Raw genomic sequence first — 22,117 nt, 5'->3', positions numbered from 1 at the left:
TCAGCCGGTGAAGCGTTGCCAGAGCTCGGTGACGATCGGCCACACGTCGCCAGCACGGTCGGCGGAACCGACGGCCACCAGGACCACGGGGACGACTGTGACGGCGATGCTCACCAGGACGGCGAGCACGACCGAGATCGTCGCCGTCGTGGTGTGGCGCCGGGTGAGCGCCAGCGCCAGGAGCGCCAGCACGACGACCAGGCCGAGCACCGCGACGACCGTGACCCGCACGAACGGGAACGGCACGAGGCCGGCGGTGGTGGCGGTGACGCCGCCGAGGAACCCGACCAGGGGCAGGAACGCCCCGAGCAGGACCCCGGCGACCAGGACCACGCCGATGCCACCGGCGATCCACACGCCGCGCGGCCGGGGCCGACGGGTGCGGGGCCGACGACCGCCGGACCAGGCGGTGGTCACGGTCGGTCCGCGGTCGGTGCAGCCGGGGTAGCCGGCTGGTCGGTGCCGCGGGCGGCGGCCCGGGCTGCTTCACTGGCGTCGGCTGCGGCGTCGGCCGCGTCCTGCGCGGCGTCCTCAGCGGAGTCGGCGGCGCGCACGGCGGCGTCGGCAGCCGTCTCGGAGGCCACGACGGGGGTGGCAGTGTCCTCGTCGGCGACGGCCGCACGTGCGCGGCTGGCCGCATCGCGCGCGGTGTCCGCGGCGTCGCGGGCACCCTCCGACGCGCGGTCGAGTGCGTCCGATGCAGCGTCCTGGACACGACCTGCCGTGTCGGCCGTCGCGTCGACGGCCCGCTCCGCTGCGTCGGCGGTGGCGTCGGCGGCACGCTTCGTGGCGTCGGCCGTCGCGCTGGCGGCGCGCTTGGTCGTGTCGGCGGTCGCGTCGGCAGCGCGTCGAGCGGTGTCGACCGTCGCGTCGGCGGCACGCTTGGTGGCGTCTGCGGTGACCTCGGCCGCCTGCTTCGTGACGTCGGCGGTGGCGTCGGCGGCGCGCTTGGTCGCCTCGGCCGTTGCGTCGGCCGCCTGCTTCGTGGCGTCGACGGTCGCCGTCGCCACACGCTTCGTGGTCTCGCTCGTCGCCTTGGCGGCGTCCTGCACGGCATCGCCGACGGCGGTGGCCGCGCGCTCGACGGGCGAGGGCTCGTCGTCGAACGGTCCGTGCACGTCGAGGACGCGCACGTCCACGGTCGTCGGCACGGATGCGACCTGGCCGGCTGCTGCGGCGACCTGTCGTTTCACCTCGTCGGCGACCTCGCGGACGTTCCGCGGGTAGGTGACGATCACGGAGACCTGCACCGCGAAGGTGCCGTCCTCGTCGTCGACCTGCACGCCGGCGGTCCCGGCGGAGCGGCCGAGCCGCTTCCGCAGTTCGTCGGCGGCTCGGGACACGGTCCCGCCGAGGTGGTGCACGCCGGGCACGCCGAGCGCCGTCTCCGCCGCGGTGCGCGCGATGAGCATCGCGGGGGTCGCGTCGTCGGGCAGCGGCTCCGTCAGTTCTGCGGGCAGGGCCACCTCGGTGACCTGCGTGTGCGCATGGGGGTCGTGCTGCATGGTTCCTCCTCGTTCGGGTCCGCGGAACGCATCGGGGCACTCGACGTCGCGAGTGCCCCGACACGCATCGAGCGTCCTAGTTCTTGAAGACGTCCTTGACGTCCTCGCCGGTCTTCTTGACGCTCGCGGAGGCCTGGTCCTTCTGGCCCTCGGCGACCTTGGAGTCGTCGTTCTGGGCCTTGCCCACGGCCTCCTTCGCCTTGCCGGCGATGTCCTGAGCTGCGTTCTTGATCTTGTCGTCGAGTCCCATGTCGGGGTCCTTTCGTCGGTGGGCGTTCGCCCGGTGGTGGGTGTTGCGTTGGTCTTCGGTGGGCCGGGAGGCCCGGGGTCGCGTCCGGCTGACGGGTGTCAGTGGACGCGGGTCGACTTCGCGAGCGCCGAACGGGTCCCACCGGTGAGGTGGACCAGGACGGGCACCTGGCGGCCGAGCGTGCGGTCGAGGACCGCGACGGCGCGGTCGACGGCGTCGAGCACCGAGACGGCGTCCCCGCCGCGGCGGACCGCGACGCGGATGCGAGCGGCACGCTGCTTGCGCACCAGGTAGGTGTCGACGCGGGAGCCGACGACGTCGCGGACCCCGGCGAGCTCGTGCTCGACGACGTCGCGGACGAGTGCGACGTTCACCGTGACGGCGTCCTCACCGGAGCGCTCGCGGACGGCGACGGACGTGCCGCCCCCGCCGCGGGTGAACACCCAGACCAGGGCGAGCACGATGACGACGGCGCAGGCGACGGCGACGATCCAGAGCGAGGACGCGGGGACGTCCAGGTTGCTCGGCAGGTCGACGTAGGGCTTGATCGCGTCCTGCACGGCGGGCAGCACGCCCGCGCCGATCGTGAGACCGACGACGACGGCGACGAGGCCGAGGACGAAGAGGATGATCCGGTTCATGGTCCGGTTGCTCTTGGTCATGCGAGGGTCCCCTTCTCGTCGATGCGGACGCGGATGTTCTGGCCGAACCGCTCGTCGAGACCGCTGAGGCGGTCGCGGACGGCTGCCTGCACGGCCTGCTCGTCGACCGGGATGCCGGTGACGGGCACGATCCGGACGTCGGTGCGGCGACCGCGGGCGGTGGCCGAGGCGTTGCCCTCGGGGACCCCCGCGGCCGTCCCGGCGGCGTTGGCCGCGGTCGAGGCGACGATGCGGGTGTCGATGACGACGGCGCCACGGTCGTGCTGGACGACGGATCGGTGCTGGCGGCCCGGCTTCAGGGCCAGGACGATCAGCACGATGCCCAGGACGACGAGCACGACGGCGATGACCTCGGCGATCGTGACGAACGCGGCGTCGGGCTGCAGTGCGGCGTCGACGGCGGTCTGCGGGTCGGCGAGGAGCGGAGGCCGCCCGATCGCCCGCAGGACCGACTCCGTGCCGATCCACGCGGCGACCAGTGCGAGGACCACCAGCGCCACCGCCACGGCGGTCGAGCGGGAGCGGTGCACGCTCCGACGACGGATGCGTCGTTCGACGGAACCGTTGCTCATGATGGTCTCCTACCGGGTTCGGGACTCGCGCTCGCGCACGATCCCGGTGAGTTCGATGTGGGCACTGCCGACGCGGCGGCCGGTGAGTTCGCTCACGCGGCGCTTGACCTCGTCGGCGACCTGGGCCGAACGGGCGACGAGGTCGTCGCCCGCGGCGATGGGGCCGGTGACGTCGAGGGCCATCGCTCCGGCCGCGTCTCCGAGACCGACCCTGACCCGCTTGGCGGGGGCGCCGAGCCGTTCGGCTGCGATGGCCCGCGCCAGCGAGGTCAGTGCACGAGCGGTGATCTCGACGCGGCCCGGGACGACGTCCGGGCCGGCGTTCACCGGGAGCTCCGGCGCCCGGTGAGCACGTCGGTCAGGGCGCCACGGTCGATCTTGCCGGTGGCGAGGGCGGCCACGAGGGCCCCGATCGCACCGAAGACGATGACCAGGACGAAGCCCCAGAACCCGAACTGCAGTGCCACGACTGCGAGGACGGCACCGATGAGGGCACCGATCAGTATGTTGCTCATGCGACTCGCGCTTCCTTCTTCTCGTCGTTGTCGTTGTCGTCGTCGTCGCCCGGGATGAAGACGTCCTGGACGGTCACGTTGACCTCGGCGACCTCCATGCCGACGATCTGCTCGAGGGCACGGGCCACGCTGCTGCGGACGCCGTCGGCGACCTGCTGGAGCGACACCGGGTACTCGGCGACGATGACGATGTCCGCGGCGACCTGCTTCTCGCCGACCTCGACCTTGACGCCCTGACCGAAGTCGCGCTGGCCGATCGCGTCGCGGAGCGCACCGATCGCACGGGCTGCGCCGCCACCGAGCGAGTGCACGCCGTTGACCTCACGGGCGGCGATGCCGGCGACCTTCGACACGACGGTGTCGTCGATGACGGTCTTGCCGGTGACGCCGCTGTTCGAGCCGGCGTGCGAGGTGGTCCGGGCCGCGGCGGTGGTGGCCGGGGTGGTGGTGATGGAGTCAGCCATGGTTCGTTCCTTCCGATTGACCCGCCGGGCGTTCCCAGCGGTTGCTGTTCACGGATGAGACGGGCTGCACCAGAGATTCGTCACACGTGACTTTTCGGATTCGGCAGAAATCCAGGAATCCGCGGGAACACGGGGATGTGGCTGTACCCCCTGGCCGTCCGCTCAGGCGGTTTCGCGTGTTCCGTCCGCCGCGTTGCGTTCTGCAGCGGCGCGGATCGCCCGGGCGCAGGCCATCGGGGACTCGCCCCGCTCGGCCCGGAAGAGCTGCTGCAGGCGTCGCGGCAGGACCCCGGCGGCGTCGGCGATGTCCTGCAGGGAGAGGTCCTCGTCGGCGTGCTGCTCGATGAACGCCACCGCGCGGCGGACACGCCACGAGGACCGACCACCGTCGGGTCGTGCGGACAGCGACGTGCGGAGCGTGGCGGCGGGGTCCTCGCCGAACCGCTCGCGGTAGGCGGTGGCGAACCGGCCCGGGTTGGTGAACCCCCAGCGACGTGCGACCACGGCGACCCCGTCGGCGCCGGGGGCCCGGTCGTCGCCCGCGCGCAGGAGTTCGCTCCGGGCACGGTCGAGCCGGTGCTCGCGCAGGAACCGGTGCGGCGTGGAATCGAGGGTACGGGCGAACACGTCCTGCAGCCCCCGCTGACTGAGCCCGCACGCCGCGGCGATGTCCGACACCGCCGGACGTTCTGCCGCGTGCTGTTCGACGTAGCGGATCGCGTCGCGCAGGCGGTTCGCGACGGGGACGTCGTCGCCGCGGTTGCGGATCGGGAAGGTGTCGAGCACGACGATCGCCAGCCGACGGTTCAGCGCCGTCCGCATCGGACCGACCACGCGGTCGTCCACGAGCGCCGGGCCGAGCTCCCCGATGAGGTGGCGCAGCGGTTCGCGGCGGGCGATGACCTCGTCCTGCTGGTCGAACAGCAGCGGGCCGTCCGGCAGCCGGTAGCCGAGGTCGCGCCCGACGGTCCGCAGGAACGAGTCCGCGATGTGCACGCCGTTGTAGACGGTGCCGTCGGACTCGAAGCGGTACGCCTCGGACGCACTCGCGATGTACGGGCTGCCGGGCTCGACCACGCGCGTGCGGTCGGGGAAGTGCATCTCGAGCCGGCCCCTGGTGAGCCAGAAGACGACGTGGTCCTCCCGCGCCCCGATCACCCCGCCGCGTCGACCGCCCTCGGCGCGCATGGTCCGCAGCGTCAGGTCGTCGTCGCCCACCACCGTGTACTCGTAGCGGGTGTCGTCGGTCGCGTAGGTGTCCGAGGCGAAGTCGGATCCGTGGTACTCCGCCTCGAAGATGTCGGAGTAGGCGGAGCCGTCGCCGTCGGCGAACCGCAGTCTGCGGAAGCCGTTCGTCGCCGGATCGGTCATGGTCGAAAGCATGACATCGACGGCACGGCGACGTGAATACCCTCGTTCGTGTCCGCGCGTCCATCGGAGGGAATACCCTAGGGGGGTACCGTATTGAGGACCGTGGAGGCCAGCATGCACGAACACGTCGGGTACATCGGCGACAAGGACGACCTGCTCAAGCGGCTCCGTCGCGCCGAGGGCCAGGTGCGCGGCATCGCCCGCATGGTCGAGGACGAGACGTACTGCATCGACGTCCTCACCCAGATCTCGGCGGCGAACCGGGCGCTCGAACGCGTGGCGCTGTCGCTGCTCGAGGACCACCTCAAGCACTGCGTCGCCGAGGCGGTCGCCGAGGGCGGCGACGCCGCGGACGAGAAGGTCCGCGAAGCCAGCCAGGCCATCGCCCGGCTCGTGCGCTCGTGACCGCCGCCCCCACCCGAACCACAGGAGGAGACACCGTGACCACCGAACTGCTGCTCGTCGAGGGCATGACCTGCGAGCACTGCGTGCTGAGCGTGACCGAGGAACTCACCGAACTCGAGGGGGTGTCCGACGTCGCCGTCACGCTCGTCCCCGGCGGAGCCTCGTCGGTGACCGTCACCTCGGACGCACCCGTCGACGCCGATGCGCTCCGCGGCGCGGTCGCCGATGCGGGGTACGAGGTCGTGCCGTCGTGACGGACGGCATCGTCGAGCTCGACATCACGGGCATGACCTGCGCCTCGTGCGCGAACCGCATCGAACGGAAGCTGGGCAAGCTCCCCGGGGTCACCGCCACCGTCAACTACGCCACCGAGAAGGCGCAGGTGCAGGTCGCCGCTGACGGCCCCGCCGACCCCGCGGCCCTCATCGCCGCCGTCGAGTCGGCGGGCTACGGTGCGACCGTCCCCGCGCCGCCGACCGACACGACGGAGCCGGACCACGACGCCGACGACCCGGCCGGTGCGCTGCGCCGACGACTCGTCGTGTCGGCGGTCCTGGCCGTGCCGGTCGTCCTGCTCTCGATGGTGCCGGTCCTGCAGTTCCCGAACTGGCAGTGGCTCGCCCTGACGCTCGCCGCGCCCGTCGCGGTGTGGGGCGCGCTCCCGTTCCACCGCGCCGCGTGGGTGAACGCCCGACACGGTGCCGCGACCATGGACACCCTGGTCAGCGTGGGTGTGCTGGCGGCCTTCGGCTGGTCCCTCTACGCCCTCTTCTTCGGCGACGCCGGCACGACCGGCATGCACATGACGTTCTCGTGGATCGCGACCGACCCCGAGGCGACCGACCTGTACCTCGAGGTCGCGGCGGCCGTCACGGTGTTCATCCTGGCCGGCCGGTACATGGAGGCCCGCGCCAAGAAGCAGTCCGGGGCGGCACTCCGCGCCCTGCTCGAACTCGGCGCGAAGGAGGCCATGGTGCTGCGCGACGGCGTCGAGCAGCGTGTGCCCGCGTCGGCGCTCGTCGTCGGGGACGTCGTCGTCGTGCGGCCGGGGGAGCGGATCCCCAGCGACGGCCTCGTGCAGGACGGGTCCTCGGCCGTCGACCGCAGCATGGTCACCGGCGAATCCGTCCCCGTCGAGGTCGGACCGGGCGACCGGGTGACCGGCGCGACGATCAACGTCGGCGGCCGGCTCGTGGTCGCCGTCACCCGCGTCGGCGCCGACACCGAGCTCGCCCGGATGGGACGGCTCGTCGAGGACGCGCAGACCGGCAAGGCCGACGTGCAACGCCTGGCCGACCGGGTGTCCGGCGTCTTCGTGCCGATCGTCATCGCGCTCGCCGTGCTGGCGTTCGTCGGCTGGCTCGTGCTCGGCGGTTCGGTCACGGCGGCGTTCACCGCAGCCGTTGCCACGCTCATCATCGCCTGCCCGTGCGCCCTCGGGCTCGCGACGCCGACCGCGCTGCTCGTCGGCACCGGCCGTGGATCGCAGCTCGGCATCCTGATCGGTGGCCCGCAGGTGCTCGAACGGACCCGTGGCGTCGACACCATCGTGCTCGACAAGACCGGCACCGTCACCACCGGCGAGATGACCATGCGCGCCGTGACCTCCGCCGACGCCGCCCTCGACGAGGACGCCGTGCTCCGCCTCGCTGCGGCCGTCGAACACGGGTCCGAGCACCCCGTGGCCCGTGCGGTCGTCCGTGCGGCAGTGGCCCGGCACCTCGACGTCCCGACCGCCGAGCAGTTCGAGTCGACCCCCGGCGCCGGCGTGCAGGCCGTCGTGGACGGCGACGTCGTCCTCGTCGGCGGTACCCGCTGGCTGACCTCGTCGTGGGCGATCCCCGTCCCCGACGCGGTGACCGCGGCGATCACCGCCGCCGAGACCGACGGCGGGACCGCGGTCGTCGTGGCCCGGAACGGCAGCGTGCTGGGCGTCGTGGTCGTCGGTGACACCGTGAAGCCCGAAGCAGCCGACGCGGTCGCGCGCTTCGTGGCCCTCGGTCTGCACCCCGTCCTGCTCACCGGCGACAACGACGGAGCAGCCCGAGCCGTCGCCGCGCAGGTCGGCATCGACGAGGTGCACGCCCGTGCGACCCCGGCCGGCAAGCTCGACACCGTCCGGGGCATGCAGGCCCAGGGACGGAGCGTCGCCATGGTCGGCGACGGTGTCAACGACGCTGCGGCGCTCGCCGCGGCCGACCTCGGCATCGCGATGGGTGCCGGCACCGACGCGGCGATCGCGGCCAGCGACATCACGGTCGTGAGCGGTCGGCTCACCGTCGTCGCCGACGCCGTCCGGTTGTCGCGGGCCACGCTCGGCATCATCAAGGGCAACCTGTTCTGGGCGTTCGCGTACAACGTGGCGGCGATCCCGCTCGCGATGGCGGGGCTGCTCAACCCGGTGCTCGCCGGCGCCGCCATGGCGTTCTCGTCCGTCTTCGTCGTGACGAACAGCCTGCGGCTGCGGCGTTTCGCACCCCGGCCCTGAGGCCGACCACCCGCCGGACGTGACGCGCGCAGCGAACGCACCCCGTGCCTCCCGTCCGGCGGTGCGCACCACGGTGCCGACGGCACTACGCTCGAAGACGGTCCGCGACGCACTGGTGCGGTGACCTGCGGGCTGTACGTCTCGAACGTGATCCCAGGAGGACCGAAGTGACCGAATCCGCTCCCGTCGACCCCACATCGACCGAAGGCTGGAAGAAGCTGGACGGCATCGCCGCCGGCTTCACCCCTGACCTGCGCGGGTGGTTCGACAGCGACCCCGGCCGTGCCGAGCAGTACACCTTCCAGGCCGCCGACCTGACCGTGGACCTGTCGAAGGGCCTCGTCACCGACGAGATCCTCGCGGCGCTGCTGCAGGTCGCGAAGGACACCGGCGTCGCCGAGCGCTTCCAGGCGATGCTCGCCGGTGAGCACATCAACGTCACCGAGGACCGCGCCGTCCTGCACACCGCGCTCCGCCGCCCGAAGGCGACCGAGGGGCTCGTCCCGGCGGCGCCGCTGACCGTCGACGGCCAGGACGTCGACGCCGACGTGCACGCCACGCTCGACAAGGTCTACGCGTTCGCGTCGCAGGTGCGTGACGGCTCGTGGACCGGTGTCACCGGCAAGCGCATCGAGACCGTCGTCAACATCGGCATCGGTGGGTCCGACCTCGGCCCCGTCATGGTCTACGAAGCACTCAAGCCGTACGTGCAGGCCGGGCTCGAAGCCCGCTTCGTGTCGAACATCGACCCGGCGGACATCTACGAGAAGACCGTGGACCTCGACCCCGAGACCACGCTGTTCATCGTCGCGTCGAAGACCTTCGGCACCCTCGAGACCCTGACGAACGCGCGACTCGCACGCCAGTGGCTGTGGGAGCGGCTCGGCCTGACCGACGCCGGTGACGACGAGAAGAAGAACGCCGTCGCGAAGCACTTCGTCGCCGTGTCCACCGCGCTCGACAAGGTCGAGGCCTTCGGCATCGACCCCGAGAACGCCTTCGGGTTCTGGGACTGGGTGGGCGGCCGCTACTCCGTCGACTCCGCGATCGGTACGAGCGTCATCGTCGCGATCGGCCAGGAGAACTGGGAGCAGTTCCTCGCCGGCTTCCACGCCATCGACGAGCACGTCCGCACCACGCCGCTCGAGCAGAACGTCCCCGTCCTGATGGGCCTGCTCAACGTCTGGTACACGAACTTCCTCGGTGCGCAGAGCCACGCGGTCCTGCCGTACACGCAGTACCTGCACCGCTTCGCCGCGTACCTGCAGCAGCTCACCATGGAGTCGAACGGCAAGCGCGTCCGCTGGGACGGCTCGCCCGTCACCACCGAGACGGGCGAGGTCTTCTGGGGCGAGCCCGGCACGAACGGCCAGCACGCGTTCTACCAGCTCATCCACCAGGGCACCCGCCTGATCCCGGCCGACTTCATCACGGTCGCGAACCCGGCCCGTCCGCTCAAGGACGAGACCGGTGACGGCAAGGGCGTCGCGCCCGGCACCGACGTGCACACGCTGTTCCTGGCGAACTTCTTCGCGCAGACCAAGGCGCTGGCGTTCGGCAAGAGCGCCGACGAGGTCCGTGCCGAGGGCACCACCGACGAGGGCACCGTCGCGGCGCGCACCTTCCCGGGCAACAAGCCGACGACGTCGATCCTGGCGCCGGAGCTCACCCCGAGCGTGCTCGGCCAGCTCATCGCGCTCTACGAGCACATCGTGTTCACCGAGGGCACCATCTGGGGCATCGACTCGTTCGACCAGTGGGGCGTGGAGCTCGGCAAGCAGCTGGCGCTGCAGGTCACGCCGGCCGTCGAGGGCGACCAGGCCGCGCTCGACGCGCAGGACGCCTCGACCAAGGCGCTCATCGCGAAGTACCTGGAGCTGCGCAAGTAGCGAGGTACCCACCTGCGAGACGGGAGGCCCGTGGCGGATCCGTCACGGGCCTCCCGTTCGTCTGTCGGTCGCGCTGGCCGCGGGGCGGACGCGGCCCGAGACTCGGGGTGAGCGACAGTTCTCGGGAGGCGCGCGCCGAGAACTGTCGCTGAGCGCGAGTCTCGGGCCCTGCGCTCCGAGACTCGCGGTCAGCGGGCGAGCGGGTCGAGGTTGAGCGTCGTCCCCTCGTAGAGGTGCTGGTCCGTCCCGAACACCTGCACGCCCTCGTTGAGCCAGACGAGCGCCCGCACGCTGATGCCGAACCGCGCGGCGACGTCCCCGATGAGGTCGTCCGGGGCGACCGTGTACGACCGCGGCGCCCCGCCCGTCGTCGTCGCGGTGACCGGACCGGTCGCGTTCGCCCGGGCACCGGCGTCCTTCGGGTGCACGTTCGTCTGCCGCGCCGGGACGGACCACCGCACGGTGGTCACCGCGAGCACCTTGCCGGCCCCGATCTCGACCGGGACCTCCTGCCCCGGATCCGCCGCGGAGTAGGTCACGAGCGTGGTGAGGTGCGACGGGTCGACGCCGGAGCCGCTCAGTGGGACGTCCACCGCGGTCGCCGTGCTGGTCGGCCCACCGAGCGTCCGGTCGCCGACGCCGGGGTAGGTCAGGCCGTCGCCGACCGCGCGCGGCAGGTCGAACAGGCCGACCCCGACCGGCACCGGCAGGGTCGAGGTGAAGCCGGAGTACTGGGCGGTGAACGTGTCGTCGCCGACCGCGACCACGCGGAACCGGAAGTGCACGCTGCCCTTCGGGGACGCGACGTCACCCTGGGCGAGGACGGTCCCGGCGGGGATCGGCGTCAGCGTCGGAGCCGGAGCCGCCGACTCGGTGGGTTCCGGCGTCGGCGTGCGGGGGTGCGCCGACGACTCGAGGAGGTCGCCCTCCGGGTCGGCGTCGGGCGTCGGCGTCGGCGTGGCGGACGAGGTCGACGTCGTCGCCGGGGTGGACGGGGCGGGGACGGCTCGGTCCGACCCGCGCAGCAGCGAGCACCCCGACAGTGCCACGGCGGCCGCGACGACGACCCCGATCGCGAGCGTCCGGTGCATGATTCCCCCTCAGCTCGATGCTAAGCGCGCGGTGTCCCCGGGGCGAACGCAGCGCCTCCGTCCTGTGTCTGCAGACGTACCGCGTACCGGACGGAGCGGCGGTGGCCGGTGTCGGTCGGAACGGCTACCGTCGAGGCCATGGAGCGTTCGGAGATCCTCGCCGCGGCTGCCGCCGCGCACGCCGCCCGCATCGCAGAAGAAGGCGGTGACGACGGCGCTGCTCGTGAACGGGCGGAGAGTGTCCGGCGCCGGGCCGACGGCCTCACCGACCGGTACGACACGGTCGAGGGCGCGAGCGAGTCCGCTGCACGCGACGCCGCGCGCCGTCGAGCGGGCGAGGCCGACCGTGCGGCCTCCCGGACCGAGGGCGTGCTGTCCGACTGGCACCGGATGGGCACGCGACGCGGTGTGACGCCCGACGCCCAGGTGCGCACGGCGTGGACCGTGACCGGGGTGCCCGAGCGCGGCGACGCCCGGGCACTGGCGAACGTCCTGCTCTCGACCGCGGGGCACGCGGGCCGCGTTGCCGATGCTGCGCGGCGCAACCCGGCGCTGTCCGGTGCTGCGAGCGCCGCTGCCCGTCGGACCGTGCGGCGTTACACCGACCACGGCGCGGACATGCCGTCGCTCGGTGACGTGCTGGGGGACAGCCCGGAGCCCGACGAGTCCTGACGGTCGAACGGGGCCCGTTGGACCGCTCCCGTTCTGATCAGGCCTTATGTGGACCGATCCAATCGTCCTGACGACAGAATGTCCAATTGACAGGACATGGATTCGGGTTACCATCGGTGCACGCACTGAAGCGCGATCACCGACGAAGGAGTCACCGAATGGTCGACATCAAGCCGACAGCCCCGACTGTCGCACTGCCCCCGATCGGGACCGGACCGCACCGACGCCGCCTCGGCGTCCTGGCCCTGGTCGCCACGTTCGGTGGGCTGCTCTTCGGGTACGACACCGGTGTCATCAACGGTGCCCTGAACCCGATGAAGGCCGAGCTCGGTCTCACGAACTTCACCGAGGGCGTCGTCACCAGCTCCCTGTTGTTCGGCGCCGCGATCGGTGCCATGCTCGGCGGTCGCATCGCCGACGGGTGGGGCCGTCGCAAGACGATCATCGCCCTCGCCGTGACGTTCTTCCTCGGCACGCTCATCTGCGTCGTCGCACCGACGTTCGGAGTGATCGTCGTCGGTCGTGTGCTCCTCGGCCTCGCGGTGGGTGGGGCATCGACCGTCGTCCCGGTGTTCCTCGCCGAACTCGCCCCGTTCGAGATCCGCGGTTCGCTGTCCGGCCGCAACGAGCTCATGATCGTGATCGGGCAGCTCGCCGCGTTCGTGGTCAACGCCATCATCGGCAACCTGTGGGGTGAGGGCAACGGCGTCTGGCGCGTCATGCTGGCCGTCTGTGCGCTCCCCGCCATCGCACTCTTCGTCGGCATGCTCCGGGTGCCGGAGTCGCCGCGTTGGCTCGCGTCGAAGGGGCGGTACGACGAAGCGCTGTCCGTCCTGCAGCAGGTCCGCACCACGGAGCGTGCGACCGCCGAGCTCGACGACATCAAGCGGAGCAACGACCTCGAGGCGAAGGAAGATCGCGTCAGCGGATGGCAGACGCTGCGCGGGAACAAGTGGCTCATCCGCATCGTGCTCATCGGTGCCGGGCTCGGCGTCGCCCAGCAGCTCACCGGCATCAACTCGATCATGTACTACGGGCAGACCGTGCTCATCGAGTCCGGGTTCCAGGCGTCGGCAGCCCTCATCGCCAACATCGCCCCCGGCGTGATCGCCGTGGTCGGTGGCGTCATCGCGCTGTACAACATGGAGAAGATCAACCGCCGGACGACCCTGATCATCGGGTTCTCGCTGACGACGGTCTGCCACTTCCTGATCGGCATCGCCTCGGTCGCGCTGCCCGAGGGCAATCCGGCCCGCCCGTGGGTGATCCTGTTCCTCGTCGTCGCGTTCGTCGGCTCGATGCAGACCTTCCTCAACATCGCCGTGTGGGTGGTGCTGTCGGAGATCTTCCCGACCCAGATCCGCGCGCTCGGCATGGGCATCTCGGTGTTCTGCCTCTGGATCGCGAACGCGTTCCTCGGGCTGTACTTCCCGACGATCGTCGCCGCGACCGGCATCACGGGCACGTTCTTCGGATTCGGGATCGTCGGTCTGCTCGCGCTGCTCTTCATCTGGAAGTTCGTGCCGGAGAGCCGCGGTCGCACCCTCGAGGAAGTGGAAGAGGGCGTCACCACCGGCAACATCTTCACCGTCCCGCAGAAGGCGTCGCGCGGCTAGGTCGTGCACGTGGCGCGGTGATCGCGCGCACAGACGGACGGGAGGCCCGGTGCCAGCTGGCACCGGGCCTCCCGTCCGTCCTGTGGTCGCGTCACGGGCGCAGGAGCACCTTGCCGACGCGGCCGGCGGTGTCCGAGGCGCGGACGGCGTCGCGGACCTGCTCGAAGGCGAAGGTCTCGGCGACGGGGAGCGTCAGCGAGCCGTCGAGCACGCGGGTGATGAGCTCACCGAAGAGCTGCCCCTTCGTCTCGGCCGGCATCGTCTTGCTGACGACGCTGCCCCAGAAGCCCTTCACGGTGAGCTGCCCGAAGATGACCTTGCCCGACGGGATCTCGAGCGTGGGCGACGCCATCGCGCCGAAGACGACGAGGGTGGCGTTCTCGCCGAGCACCGATGCGATGTCGCCGGCGGCCTTGCCGCCCACGGACTCGACGCCGGCGACGATCGGAGCGCCTCCGGTGATCGCGGCGACCTGGTCCTTCCAGTCGTCCGCGTCGGTGGCGACGATGCGCTCGATGCCCTGCTCGCGCAGCTCCTCGACACCGGCGGCGCGACGCACCAGGCCGATGACGTTGATGCCGCGGGCTGCGCCGAGCTGGGCGACCATGCGGCCGACCGCGCCGTTCGCGGCGTTCTGGATCAGCCAGTCGCCCTCGTGCAGGTCGAGCGAGTGCAGCAGGCTGATCGCGCTGAACGGCATCGAGACGAGCTGTGCGGCGGCCTCGTCGGACATCGCGTCCGGAACCGGGACGAGTCCGGCGGCGTTCGCGGTGTAGTACTCGGCCCAGACGCCGAAGGCGCCGCCGGCGACGCGCTGGCCGACCGTCAGGTTCGTGACGCCCTCGCCCAGGGCCTCGACGACACCGAGCGCCTCGGTGCCGGATGCTGCGGGCAGCTCGGGCTTGAAGCCGTAGGTGCCGCGGACGGTCCACAGGTCGTGGTTGTGGATGGGGGAGAGGACCGTGCGGACGAGGACCTCGCCGGCGCCGGGCGTCGGGACGGGGCGCTCCTGCACCTCGAGGACGTCGGCGGGCTCGGCGAAGGTCTCGTGGACGACGGCGCGCATGGTGGTGGGGGTGGTGCTCATGGGTCAGTCCTCCGAGACGACGATGGTGACGTCGATGTTGCCGCGGGTCGCGTTCGAGTACGGGCAGACCTGGTGGGCTGCGTCGGCGAGGGCCTGGGCCTGGTCGTGCTCCAGGCCGGGGATGACGACCTCGAGCATGACGGCGAGCTGGTAGCCACCGTTGCCGTTCGGGCCGATCGACACGCGACCGCCGACGGACGAGTCGGTGATCTTCACCTTCTGGCTGCGGGCGACACCCTGCAGCGCGGAGTGGAAGCAGGCGGCGTAGCCGGCGGCGAACAGCTGCTCGGGGTTGGCGCCGTTGCCGGAGCCACCCATCTCCTTCGGGATGGCGAGGTCGAACTCGACCGTGCCGTCGCTCGTGGCGACGTGGCCGTTGCGGCCTTCGCCGGTGGCCAGGGCCTCGGCGGTGTAGAGGGTTTCCATGGTGTTCCTTCCTTCGTGGGGTCAGTGGTCCGTGACGGCGCGATCGGGGGCGTCCACCGCGGCGTGCATCGTCTCGGTCAGCCGGTGCAGGGTCGCGATGAGTTCGGCGGCGGCCCGCTCGTCGGCCAGGCCCATGCCGGCGGCGATGCGTGCGGGGATGCCGCTCAGCTCGGACCGGAGCTCGCGCCCGCGGTCACCCACGGTCACGGTGACGAGGCGCTCGTCGCTGCTGCGGCGCTCACGGCGGACCAGGTCGCTCTGCTCCATGCGGCGGAGCAGTGGCGAGAGAGTGCCGGAGTCGAGCTGCAGGTGTTCCCCGAGGCTCGAGACGGTCTGGTCGCCCTCGACCCACAGGGTGACGAGTACCAGGTACTGCGGGTAGGTCAGGCCCCAGGGCTCGAGCATCGTGCGGTACGCCTGCGTGGTCGCGCGGCTCGCTGCGTAGAGGGAGAAGCACACCATCTCGTCGGTCACGGGCATGGCATCAGCCTGTCACGCAACCCGGTTGTGCACAACTCATCGCAGCGGATGCTCAGGTCACGACGAACACGCCGACGGCCCGGACGGTTAGGCTGACGTGACCCACGATGACCAGCACCCACCTCGACACCACCACGACCCCCGGCAACGGATCGGCGTCGTCCCACGGCAAGACGATCCTGATCGGTGAGCACGCCGTGGTCTACGGCGCACCCGCTCTCGTCCTGCCGGTGCTCGACGCACGGGTCGTCGCGACGGTGAGCCCGGTCAGCGCCGGGGCGGACGAGGCCGCCGGCACCACCGTCGGGCACACCCTCGAGTCCACGGTGCACACCGGCCCGCTCGACCTCGCACCCGCGGCCGTGATGCCGACGGTCACCGCCGTCACGGCGACGCTGCGGCACTTCGGTGTGACCGACCGGCACTTCCACGTCCGGGTCGACAGCGAGGTCCCCACCGCCCGTGGCATGGGCTCGAGCGCAGCGGTCGCCGCGGCCGTCACGGCAGCCGTCGCGGACGCGCTGGGCGAGACCCTCGACGCCGAGACCCACCACGACCTCATCCAGGAGTGCGAGCGCGTCGCACACGGCCGACCGTCGGGCCTCGACGCCCGCGGGGTCGTCGCCGCGGTGCCGGTCTGGTTCGAGGGTGGCCGCATCGAGCCCGTCGCGCTCGGTGCCCGCTTCACCTTCGTCGTCGCCGACACCGGCGTCCCCGGCCACACCCGGCAGGCCGTCGCGGCCGTGCGGGAACGGCACGACCAGGACCCGGCGGCGGTCGACGGCGTCATCCACCGGATCGGCGAACTCGCGCGGCAGGCGCGGGGGACACTCGAGGCTGGCGACGCACAGGGGCTCGGTGTCACCATGGACGCCGCGCACGACCTGCTCAGCGCACTCGACGTGTCGAGTGCCGACCTGGACCGGCTCGTCGACGCCGCACGTGCTGCGGCCGCCCTCGGCGCGAAGCTGACCGGCGGCGGGCGGGGCGGGTGCGTGCTCGCACTCGCCACGGACGACGACCACGCGGACCGCATCGCGGCCGCACTCCGCGGCGCAGGTGCCGCAGCCACCTGGACCACCACGATCGGAGCCCGCGCTTGATGACCGCCACCGCCGTCGCGCACCCCAACATCGCCCTCGTCAAGTACTGGGGCAAGGCGGACGCGCAGCTGGCGTTGCCCGCCACGGGCAGCGTCTCCATGGGCCTCGACGTGTTCCCGACGACGACGACCGTCACGCTGGACGGCGGATCCGGTGCCGGTGCGGAGGCTCTGGGCCCACGCGGGCCGGTACCTGACCGTCGCGAAGCGGCGGGCAGGCCGAGCCCGTGGGGAGACGCCTTCACGCTGAACGGCCACGTCGTCGAGGACGGTGCCCTGGTGCGCGTGCAGCAGTTCCTCGACCTCGTGCGGGAGCTCGCCGGCAGCGACACCCGCGCGTCCGTCGTGTCCGAGAACACCGTGCCGACCGGTGCCGGGCTGGCGTCGAGCGCCTCGGGGTTCGCGGCGCTCGCGACCGCCGCGTCGGCGGCGTACGGTCTCGACCTGTCCGCGCGCGACCTCTCCCGCCTCGCCCGCCGCGGCTCGGGGTCGGCCACCCGGTCGATCCCCGGGGGCGTCGCCGTCTGGCACGCCGGTGACGACCAGGGTTCCTTCGCGGAGCCGATCCCGGCGCCGCCGATGGCCATGGTGGTCGTGACGATCGACGCAGGTCCGAAGCCCATCGGTTCGCGCGAGGCGATGCGCCGCACCATCGCGACCTCGCCGTTCTACCCGGCGTGGGTCACCTCGACCACCGAGACCGTCGGCGACATGCTCGACGCCTGCGCGGCCGGCGACTTCACCCGCATCGGCGAGATCACCGAGAGCAACGCGCTGCGCATGCACGCCACGATCGAGGGCGCCTTCCCGCCGATCCGCTACCTCAACGCGCGCAGCGTCGCCGTGTTCGACGCCGTGGGCGAACTCCGCGCCGCGGGGCTCGAGGCCTACGCCACCGCCGACGCCGGACCGAACGTGGTCGTGCTCTGCCAGCCCGCGGACCGCTCCGCCGTGGCCACCGCGCTGGCGTCGTTCGGCGACGTGATCGAGTCCGGCACCGGACCTGCCGCTCGGGTGCTCCGCTCCGAAGAGATCGGGGTCGCCGCAGCGAGCGACAGCCCCGACCAGAAGGAGTCCGTGCAGTGATCGAGTTCCGCGCCCACGGCAAGCTGTTCGTCGCCGGCGAGTACGCCGTCGTCGAGCCCGGCCAGCCGTCCGTCCTCATCGCCCTCGACCGTGCCATCACGGCCCGCGTGTCCGAGGCGCACGGTGCGGGCAGCGTGCACTCGGAGGAGTACGGCCACCTGCCGCTCACGTGGACGCGCGACGAGGACGGCCTCGCCCTCGACCGCGAGCACCACCCCTACGACTACGTGATGGCGACGATCGACCTCGTCGAGAAGCTCCGCGCCGAACGGGGCATCGCGCCGCGGTTCCACGACCTGCGGATCGAGAGCCAGCTCGACGACGCCAGCGGCCGGAAGTTCGGGCTCGGGTCCTCGGCGGCGGTGACCGTCGCGACCGTCGGTGCCCTCGACCGCTTCTACGGCATCGGCCTGACGCAGCGCCAGCGCTTCCAGGTCGCTCTGCTCGCCACCATCCGGGTGAACCCGCGGGCATCCGGCGGGGACCTCGCCGCGAGCACGTTCGGCGGTTGGCTGCGCTACAGCGCCCCGGACCGCGACCACCTCGCCTCGTTCGTCGACGAGCGCCGCGTGTCCGACATCCTCACCGACGCCGACGCGTGGGCGGGCTTCGACGTCCAGCGGCTACCGGCCCCCGAGAACCTGCAGCTCCTGGTCGGCTGGACCGGCTCGCCGGCCTCGACCACGAAGCTCGTCGGCGTGGTGCGTCGGCACCGCAACGGCGGGTACCAGGCGTTCCTCGACGAGAGCCGCAGCTGCGTCGACGACCTGACCACGGGCCTCCAGACCGGCGATGCGGAGCAGACGCTCGACGCGCTCCGACGTGCCCGGGTGCTCATGCAGCGCCTCGGCGACTCGGTCGGGTCGAAGATCGAGACCGAACGCCTCGCGACCCTGTGCGACGTCGTCGAGGCGGCCGGCGGTGCGGCGAAGCCGTCCGGCGCCGGTGGCGGCGACTGCGGCATCGCGCTCGTCCCCGCGGACATCGACCCCGCCGGCATCCACCGCGCCTGGGAGGCGCACGACATCAGACACCTCAGCGTCGCGGTGCGAGCACCAGAAGGAGCCCTCGATGAGTGACCTGCTCACGCCGATCCCGACCAAGTGGGTCGGACCGATCCGCATCAGCGGCAACGCGGTCCAGGGCGAGCACGAGGTCCCGCTCGCCACGTACGAGTCGCCGCTCTGGCCGTCCGTCGGCCGCGGCGCCCGCATCTCGCGCATGGTCGACGACGGCATCGTCGCGACCGTCGTCGACGAGCGCATGACACGCTCGGTCGTCGTCCGCGCGGCCAGTGCCGCGGCGGCGCACGTCGCCGCGGGACAGATCCTGGCGCGACAGGACGAGCTCGAGGCGCTGGTCGCCGGGCAGAGCCGGTTCGCGAAGCTCATCGAGGTGCACCCCGAGATCGTCGGTGACCTGCTGTTCCTGCGGTTCGCCTTCACGACCGGTGACGCCTCGGGTCACAACATGGTCACGCAGGCGGCGGACAAGCTCCTGCCCGCGATCCTGGCGTGGCAGCCGGGCCTGCGCTACGTGTCCGTCTCGGGCAACTTCTGCACCGACAAGAAGGCCACCGCGGTGAACGGCATCCGTGGTCGTGGCCGCAACACCATCGCCGAGATCGTGATCCCCGGCGACGTCGTCGAGAAGCGCCTGCGGTCGAGCACCGAACGCATCGTCGAACTGAACATCGCGAAGAACCTCATCGGGTCGACCATCGCCGGGGCGCTCCGCTCCGCGAACGCCCACTACGCGAACATGCTGCTCGGCTTCTACCTGGCCACCGGGCAGGACGCCGCGAACATCGTCGAGGGCTCGCAGGGCATCACGAGTGCCGAGAACCGCGACGGTGACCTGTACTTCGCCACCTCGCTGCCGCACCTGATCGTCGGCACGGTCGGCAACGGCAAGGGCGGGGACCTGCCCGTCGTCGAGGACGCCCTCGTGCGCCTCGGCTGCCGCGAGGACCGCGAGCCCGGTGCGAACGCCCGTCGTCTCGCCGCCCTGTGCGCAGCCACGGTGCTGTGCGGAGAACTCTCGCTCCTCGCCGCCCAGACGAACCCGGGTGAGCTGATGGCCGCCCACGTCGCCATGGAGCGACGCGGCGCGAAGCCGGCCGGAGGTGCAGCATGACCGCGGACGGCGCACTGCGCATCGGCATCCACGACATCGCCATCGCGACCGGGCACCACGTGCTCGAACTCGACGACCTGGCCGAGCGCCTCGGCGTCGACCCGGCGAAGTACCACGTCGGCATCGGCCAGGACGCCTTCAGCGTGCCCGCCCCGGACGAGGACATCGTCACGATGGGTGCCGCCGCGGCCAAGGAGGTCATCGACCGCCACGGCGTCGAGGGCATCCGCACCGTGCTGTTCGCCACCGAGTCCGGCGTCGACCAGTCCAAGGCCGCCGGCGTCTTCGTGCACGGCCTGCTCGGCCTGCCGAAGAACGTCCGCGTCGTCGAGCTGAAGCAGGCCTGCTACGGCGGGATGGCCGCCGTCCAGCTCGCCCTCGGCATCATCGCCCGGGCGCCGGGCGAGCGAGTCCTCGTGATCGCCGCCGACGTCGCGCGCTACGACGTCGACACCGCCGCCGAGCCCACGCAGGGTGCCGGCGCCGCCGCGATCCTGGTGTCCGCCGATCCCGACCTGATCGAGATCGAGCCGGCCGCCGGTGTCTTCACCGCGGACGTCGACGACTTCTGGCGCCCGAACGACCGGTCGACGGCGCTGGTCGACGGCCGCCTGTCCGTCAGCGCCTACGTCGACGCGTTCGTCGGCGCGTGGGACGACCTGGCGGACCAGGGCGGCCCCGCGTACGAGGACATCGTGCGCTTCGTCCACCACCAGCCGTTCACGAAGATGGCGCTCAAGGCCCACCGGAAGCTGACGCAGCACGTGGGTGTGCCGTTCGACGAGTCGGAGCTGTTCGTCGGCTTCACGTACAACAAGCAGACCGGCAACACGTACACGGCGTCGCTCTGGATCGGGCTCGCAGCACTGCTCGACCTCGACGAGGACCTGGCGGGGGAGCGCATCGCCCTGTTCAGCTACGGTTCCGGCAGCGTCGGCGAGCTCCTCACCGGCATCGTGCAGCCGTCGTACCGCGACCACCGTCGCGTCGGCCGGGTCCGACAGCTGCTCTCGGCCCGCGTCCCGCTGACCGTGGACGCGTACCGCGAGCTGCACGCGACCGGCGCCGCGACGAGCGACGACGTCGAGCGTCCGCGCGTCACGGCAGGGCCGTACCGGTTCGCCGGGGTGCGCGGCGGCGCGCGCCACTACGAGGCGTCCTGAGACGCACCGCGTGACGGACGGGAGGCCCGTGGCGGGGCCGCCACGGGCCTCCCGTCCGTCCGCTGGTCACGTGGCGGACAGCACCTCGCGTTCCAGACGCCGGTAGCTGGTCTCCATGCCGTCGGTCATGCCGGTCGCCAGGATCACGTCGCGCTGCGTCTTGTCGGGGTAGGTGATGCGCAGCGTCAGCAGGGTGACGCCGTCGGCCTCGTCGAACTGCAGGTCGTTCGTGTTCGGCGGGAACGGCGCACCGGTCATCCGCTCGGTCGACACCATCCGCCGCTCCGGTTCCACGACGAGGTTCTCGCCCTCGAAGCCGAACGGCTCGCCCTCGGTGTCTCCCGTCGGCGCCCACGCCTGCCGGAACGTGCCACCCGGGGTCAGGTCGTTCTCGTACACCGTCATCTCCCACCCGTCCGGTCCGAGCAACCACTGCCGGACGAGCTCGGGCTCGGTGTGCGCCCGCCACAGCAGGTGGCGTGGTGCTGCGAAGGCCCGCGTGATGCGGACGTGGGTGTCGTCGACGAGCTCGGTGACGGTGCCCTTGCCGAGGGCGTCCTCGCGCAGGTCGGCGAGGACGACGTCGAGCTGTCCGAAGGCCTGCTCGTAGCCCTCGACCATGCCCATGTCCACCATGGTCTCGAGGTCGGCGGTGGACCCGAACGACGACCGGACGGTCACACGGGACCCGCTTCCGACGGTCTCGAACGACAGGACGGTCTCGCTGGCCGGCAACGCGTCGTCGACCTCGCCGTCGGCGTCGGTGAAGAGGTCGCGGAACACGATGCGGTGTGGCTCGTCGACCGCGGTGACCTGCCAGACGGCGTGGAACCGCTCGCCCTGTGGTGACGTCATCCGGTAGTCGGCGCGGCCGCCGGGCCGCAGGTCGAACGAGGTGAATGTGGCGGGGAAGCCGGGCGGACCCCAGAAGCGTTCCAGCTGACGGGGATCGGCGAAGGCGCCCCAGAGGCGCTCGACCGGGACGGGGAACTCGGCGACGAGCGTCAGCGCGAGGGCCTCGGGATCGGTGTGGACGGACGTGGTGGGCATCGTCGCTCCTGGTCGTCGGGTTCGGTCCTGGTCCCAGGCTCCGCCCGCGCACCCTCGTGCGCAAGGGGGACGTGCAGGTAGTCTGTC

At 71.8% G+C, this 22,117-nt stretch carries 25 protein-coding genes; 11 read left to right on the top strand and 14 right to left on the bottom strand.

The genetic code is table 11. The features are described 5' to 3' along the window. From DEJ14_RS15205 to DEJ14_RS15165, 9 genes are all read right to left on the bottom strand, one after another. Positions 1 to 417 carry an MFS transporter permease gene (locus tag DEJ14_RS15205; RefSeq protein WP_111084761.1) on the bottom strand — a complete coding sequence of 139 codons (417 nt, stop codon included), beginning with the start codon at positions 415 to 417 and terminating at the stop codon, positions 1 to 3. Then, the gene (locus tag DEJ14_RS15200) at positions 414 to 1,505 is read right to left on the bottom strand and encodes an Asp23/Gls24 family envelope stress response protein (RefSeq protein ID WP_111084760.1); all 1,092 of its coding nucleotides are present in this window, start codon (positions 1,503 to 1,505) and stop codon (positions 414 to 416) included. The genes DEJ14_RS15205 and DEJ14_RS15200 overlap by 4 nt, the downstream gene beginning before the upstream one ends. A 76-nt stretch (positions 1,506 to 1,581) precedes the next feature. Continuing rightward, positions 1,582 to 1,755 (bottom strand): CsbD family protein, encoded by a 174-nt coding sequence (locus tag DEJ14_RS15195; protein ID WP_111084759.1) that lies wholly within the window; start codon positions 1,753 to 1,755, stop codon positions 1,582 to 1,584. 98 nt (positions 1,756 to 1,853) lie between these two features. Next, positions 1,854 to 2,417 carry a hypothetical protein gene (locus DEJ14_RS15190; RefSeq protein WP_111084758.1) on the bottom strand — a complete coding sequence of 188 codons (564 nt, stop codon included), beginning with the start codon at positions 2,415 to 2,417 and terminating at the stop codon, positions 1,854 to 1,856. Then, positions 2,414 to 2,989 carry a DUF6286 domain-containing protein gene (locus DEJ14_RS15185; RefSeq protein ID WP_111084757.1) on the bottom strand — a complete coding sequence of 192 codons (576 nt, stop codon included), beginning with the start codon at positions 2,987 to 2,989 and terminating at the stop codon, positions 2,414 to 2,416. The genes DEJ14_RS15190 and DEJ14_RS15185 overlap by 4 nt, the downstream gene beginning before the upstream one ends. 9 nt (positions 2,990 to 2,998) lie before the next feature. Continuing rightward, entirely contained in the window at positions 2,999 to 3,316 is a 318-nt protein-coding gene (locus DEJ14_RS15180; RefSeq protein WP_111084756.1) for a hypothetical protein, read from the bottom strand. Further along, positions 3,313 to 3,504: a DUF2273 domain-containing protein gene (locus DEJ14_RS15175; protein WP_111084755.1), complete on the bottom strand. Its 192-nt coding sequence runs from the start codon at positions 3,502 to 3,504 to the stop codon at positions 3,313 to 3,315. The genes DEJ14_RS15180 and DEJ14_RS15175 overlap by 4 nt, the downstream gene beginning before the upstream one ends. Further along, entirely contained in the window at positions 3,501 to 3,968 is a 468-nt protein-coding gene (locus tag DEJ14_RS15170; protein ID WP_111084754.1) for an Asp23/Gls24 family envelope stress response protein, read from the bottom strand. Before DEJ14_RS15170 ends, DEJ14_RS15175 begins: the two co-directional genes overlap by 4 nt. Positions 3,969 to 4,130: 162 nt before the next feature. Then, positions 4,131 to 5,339 carry an AraC family transcriptional regulator gene (locus tag DEJ14_RS15165; protein WP_146249712.1) on the bottom strand — a complete coding sequence of 403 codons (1,209 nt, stop codon included), beginning with the start codon at positions 5,337 to 5,339 and terminating at the stop codon, positions 4,131 to 4,133. 114 nt (positions 5,340 to 5,453) lie between these two features. Here DEJ14_RS15165 and DEJ14_RS15160 point away from each other — a divergent pair, with 114 nt between their 5' ends. The 4 genes from DEJ14_RS15160 to pgi all read left to right on the top strand — a co-directional run bounded on the left by DEJ14_RS15160 (position 5,454) and on the right by pgi (position 10,121). Next, on the top strand, positions 5,454 to 5,744 hold the full coding sequence (locus tag DEJ14_RS15160; protein WP_111084793.1) for a metal-sensitive transcriptional regulator: 291 nt from the start codon (positions 5,454 to 5,456) through the stop codon (positions 5,742 to 5,744). 35 nt (positions 5,745 to 5,779) lie between these two features. After that, positions 5,780 to 5,998, top strand: a complete 219-nt coding sequence (locus tag DEJ14_RS15155; RefSeq protein WP_502868765.1) for a heavy-metal-associated domain-containing protein — start codon at positions 5,780 to 5,782, stop codon at positions 5,996 to 5,998. Further along, positions 5,995 to 8,232, top strand: a complete 2,238-nt coding sequence (locus tag DEJ14_RS15150; RefSeq protein ID WP_111084752.1) for a heavy metal translocating P-type ATPase — start codon at positions 5,995 to 5,997, stop codon at positions 8,230 to 8,232. Before DEJ14_RS15155 ends, DEJ14_RS15150 begins: the two co-directional genes overlap by 4 nt. A 167-nt stretch (positions 8,233 to 8,399) precedes the next feature. Next, the gene (gene pgi, locus DEJ14_RS15145) at positions 8,400 to 10,121 is read left to right on the top strand and encodes a glucose-6-phosphate isomerase (protein ID WP_111084751.1); all 1,722 of its coding nucleotides are present in this window, start codon (positions 8,400 to 8,402) and stop codon (positions 10,119 to 10,121) included. Positions 10,122 to 10,309: 188 nt separating this feature from the next. Here the strand turns inward: pgi and DEJ14_RS15140 are convergent, their stop codons facing one another. Then, the gene (locus tag DEJ14_RS15140; protein ID WP_111084750.1) at positions 10,310 to 11,212 is read right to left on the bottom strand and encodes a LysM peptidoglycan-binding domain-containing protein; all 903 of its coding nucleotides are present in this window, start codon (positions 11,210 to 11,212) and stop codon (positions 10,310 to 10,312) included. A gap of 138 nt (positions 11,213 to 11,350) precedes the next feature. Between DEJ14_RS15140 and DEJ14_RS15135 the strand changes: the two genes are divergently transcribed. Both DEJ14_RS15135 and DEJ14_RS15130 read left to right on the top strand, forming a co-directional pair. Continuing rightward, positions 11,351 to 11,884, top strand: coding sequence for a hypothetical protein (locus tag DEJ14_RS15135; RefSeq protein WP_111084749.1), 534 nt, complete (start codon positions 11,351 to 11,353; stop codon positions 11,882 to 11,884). A 158-nt stretch (positions 11,885 to 12,042) separates the two neighbouring features. Beyond that, positions 12,043 to 13,500 (top strand): sugar porter family MFS transporter, encoded by a 1,458-nt coding sequence (locus DEJ14_RS15130; protein WP_111084748.1) that lies wholly within the window; start codon positions 12,043 to 12,045, stop codon positions 13,498 to 13,500. Between the two features lie 91 nt (positions 13,501 to 13,591). Here DEJ14_RS15130 and DEJ14_RS15125 read toward each other — a convergent pair whose 3' ends face one another. The 3 genes from DEJ14_RS15125 to DEJ14_RS15115 are packed head-to-tail and all read right to left on the bottom strand — an operon-like array spanning position 13,592 to position 15,493. Next, entirely contained in the window at positions 13,592 to 14,566 is a 975-nt protein-coding gene (locus tag DEJ14_RS15125; RefSeq protein WP_111084791.1) for a zinc-binding dehydrogenase, read from the bottom strand. 24 nt (positions 14,567 to 14,590) lie between these two features. Beyond that, on the bottom strand, positions 14,591 to 15,013 hold the full coding sequence (locus tag DEJ14_RS15120; protein WP_071406102.1) for an organic hydroperoxide resistance protein: 423 nt from the start codon (positions 15,011 to 15,013) through the stop codon (positions 14,591 to 14,593). 21 nt (positions 15,014 to 15,034) lie between these two features. Continuing rightward, positions 15,035 to 15,493, bottom strand: a complete 459-nt coding sequence (locus DEJ14_RS15115) for a MarR family winged helix-turn-helix transcriptional regulator (protein WP_181437464.1) — start codon at positions 15,491 to 15,493, stop codon at positions 15,035 to 15,037. Positions 15,494 to 15,600: 107 nt separating this feature from the next. On the opposite strand from DEJ14_RS15115, the gene mvk reads away from it, so the two are divergent. The 5 genes from mvk to DEJ14_RS15090 are packed head-to-tail and all read left to right on the top strand — an operon-like array spanning position 15,601 to position 20,980. After that, positions 15,601 to 16,596 (top strand): mevalonate kinase, encoded by a 996-nt coding sequence (gene mvk / locus DEJ14_RS15110; RefSeq protein WP_111084747.1) that lies wholly within the window; start codon positions 15,601 to 15,603, stop codon positions 16,594 to 16,596. After that, entirely contained in the window at positions 16,596 to 17,681 is a 1,086-nt protein-coding gene (gene mvaD / locus DEJ14_RS15105) for a diphosphomevalonate decarboxylase (RefSeq protein ID WP_258373219.1), read from the top strand. Before mvk ends, mvaD begins: the two co-directional genes overlap by 1 nt. Beyond that, entirely contained in the window at positions 17,678 to 18,760 is a 1,083-nt protein-coding gene (locus DEJ14_RS15100) for a phosphomevalonate kinase (RefSeq protein ID WP_111084745.1), read from the top strand. Before mvaD ends, DEJ14_RS15100 begins: the two co-directional genes overlap by 4 nt. Then, positions 18,753 to 19,817 carry a hydroxymethylglutaryl-coenzyme A reductase family protein gene (locus DEJ14_RS15095; protein ID WP_111084744.1) on the top strand — a complete coding sequence of 355 codons (1,065 nt, stop codon included), beginning with the start codon at positions 18,753 to 18,755 and terminating at the stop codon, positions 19,815 to 19,817. The genes DEJ14_RS15100 and DEJ14_RS15095 overlap by 8 nt, the downstream gene beginning before the upstream one ends. Continuing rightward, entirely contained in the window at positions 19,814 to 20,980 is a 1,167-nt protein-coding gene (locus DEJ14_RS15090) for a hydroxymethylglutaryl-CoA synthase (protein WP_111084743.1), read from the top strand. The genes DEJ14_RS15095 and DEJ14_RS15090 overlap by 4 nt, the downstream gene beginning before the upstream one ends. 66 nt (positions 20,981 to 21,046) lie before the next feature. On the opposite strand, the gene DEJ14_RS15085 is transcribed toward DEJ14_RS15090, so the two are convergent. Next, positions 21,047 to 22,030, bottom strand: a complete 984-nt coding sequence (locus DEJ14_RS15085) for an SRPBCC family protein (RefSeq protein ID WP_111084742.1) — start codon at positions 22,028 to 22,030, stop codon at positions 21,047 to 21,049. Positions 22,031 to 22,117 lie beyond the last annotated feature (87 nt).

It is taken from the genome of Curtobacterium sp. MCJR17_020, assembly GCF_003234365.2.
Taxonomy (GTDB): Bacteria; Actinomycetota; Actinomycetes; order Actinomycetales; family Microbacteriaceae; genus Curtobacterium.
The sequence above is the reverse complement of the archived record's forward strand: the minus strand, read 5'-3'. Positions and strand labels throughout refer to the sequence as shown.

Excerpts from the sequence above, each read along its gene's own strand:
- DEJ14_RS15200 (WP_111084760.1), bottom strand. The coding sequence starts at position 1,505 with ATGCAGCACGACCCCCATGCGCACACGCAGGTCACCGAGGTGGCCCTG.
- DEJ14_RS15195 (WP_111084759.1), bottom strand. The coding sequence starts at position 1,755 with ATGGGACTCGACGACAAGATCAAGAACGCAGCTCAGGACATCGCCGGC.
- DEJ14_RS15190 (WP_111084758.1), bottom strand. The coding sequence starts at position 2,417 with ATGACCAAGAGCAACCGGACCATGAACCGGATCATCCTCTTCGTCCTC.
- DEJ14_RS15185 (WP_111084757.1), bottom strand. The coding sequence starts at position 2,989 with ATGAGCAACGGTTCCGTCGAACGACGCATCCGTCGTCGGAGCGTGCAC.
- DEJ14_RS15175 (WP_111084755.1), bottom strand. The coding sequence starts at position 3,504 with ATGAGCAACATACTGATCGGTGCCCTCATCGGTGCCGTCCTCGCAGTC.
- DEJ14_RS15170 (WP_111084754.1), bottom strand. The coding sequence starts at position 3,968 with ATGGCTGACTCCATCACCACCACCCCGGCCACCACCGCCGCGGCCCGG.
- DEJ14_RS15165 (WP_146249712.1), bottom strand. The coding sequence starts at position 5,339 with ATGACCGATCCGGCGACGAACGGCTTCCGCAGACTGCGGTTCGCCGAC.
- DEJ14_RS15160 (WP_111084793.1), top strand. The coding sequence starts at position 5,454 with ATGCACGAACACGTCGGGTACATCGGCGACAAGGACGACCTGCTCAAG.
- DEJ14_RS15140 (WP_111084750.1), bottom strand. The coding sequence starts at position 11,212 with ATGCACCGGACGCTCGCGATCGGGGTCGTCGTCGCGGCCGCCGTGGCA.
- DEJ14_RS15135 (WP_111084749.1), top strand. The coding sequence starts at position 11,351 with ATGGAGCGTTCGGAGATCCTCGCCGCGGCTGCCGCCGCGCACGCCGCC.
- DEJ14_RS15130 (WP_111084748.1), top strand. The coding sequence starts at position 12,043 with ATGGTCGACATCAAGCCGACAGCCCCGACTGTCGCACTGCCCCCGATC.
- DEJ14_RS15125 (WP_111084791.1), bottom strand. The coding sequence starts at position 14,566 with ATGCGCGCCGTCGTCCACGAGACCTTCGCCGAGCCCGCCGACGTCCTC.
- DEJ14_RS15120 (WP_071406102.1), bottom strand. The coding sequence starts at position 15,013 with ATGGAAACCCTCTACACCGCCGAGGCCCTGGCCACCGGCGAAGGCCGC.
- DEJ14_RS15115 (WP_181437464.1), bottom strand. The coding sequence starts at position 15,493 with ATGCCCGTGACCGACGAGATGGTGTGCTTCTCCCTCTACGCAGCGAGC.
- mvk (WP_111084747.1), top strand. The coding sequence starts at position 15,601 with ATGACCAGCACCCACCTCGACACCACCACGACCCCCGGCAACGGATCG.
- mvaD (WP_258373219.1), top strand. The coding sequence starts at position 16,596 with ATGACCGCCACCGCCGTCGCGCACCCCAACATCGCCCTCGTCAAGTAC.
- DEJ14_RS15095 (WP_111084744.1), top strand. The coding sequence starts at position 18,753 with ATGAGTGACCTGCTCACGCCGATCCCGACCAAGTGGGTCGGACCGATC.
- DEJ14_RS15090 (WP_111084743.1), top strand. The coding sequence starts at position 19,814 with ATGACCGCGGACGGCGCACTGCGCATCGGCATCCACGACATCGCCATC.
- DEJ14_RS15085 (WP_111084742.1), bottom strand. The coding sequence starts at position 22,030 with ATGCCCACCACGTCCGTCCACACCGATCCCGAGGCCCTCGCGCTGACG.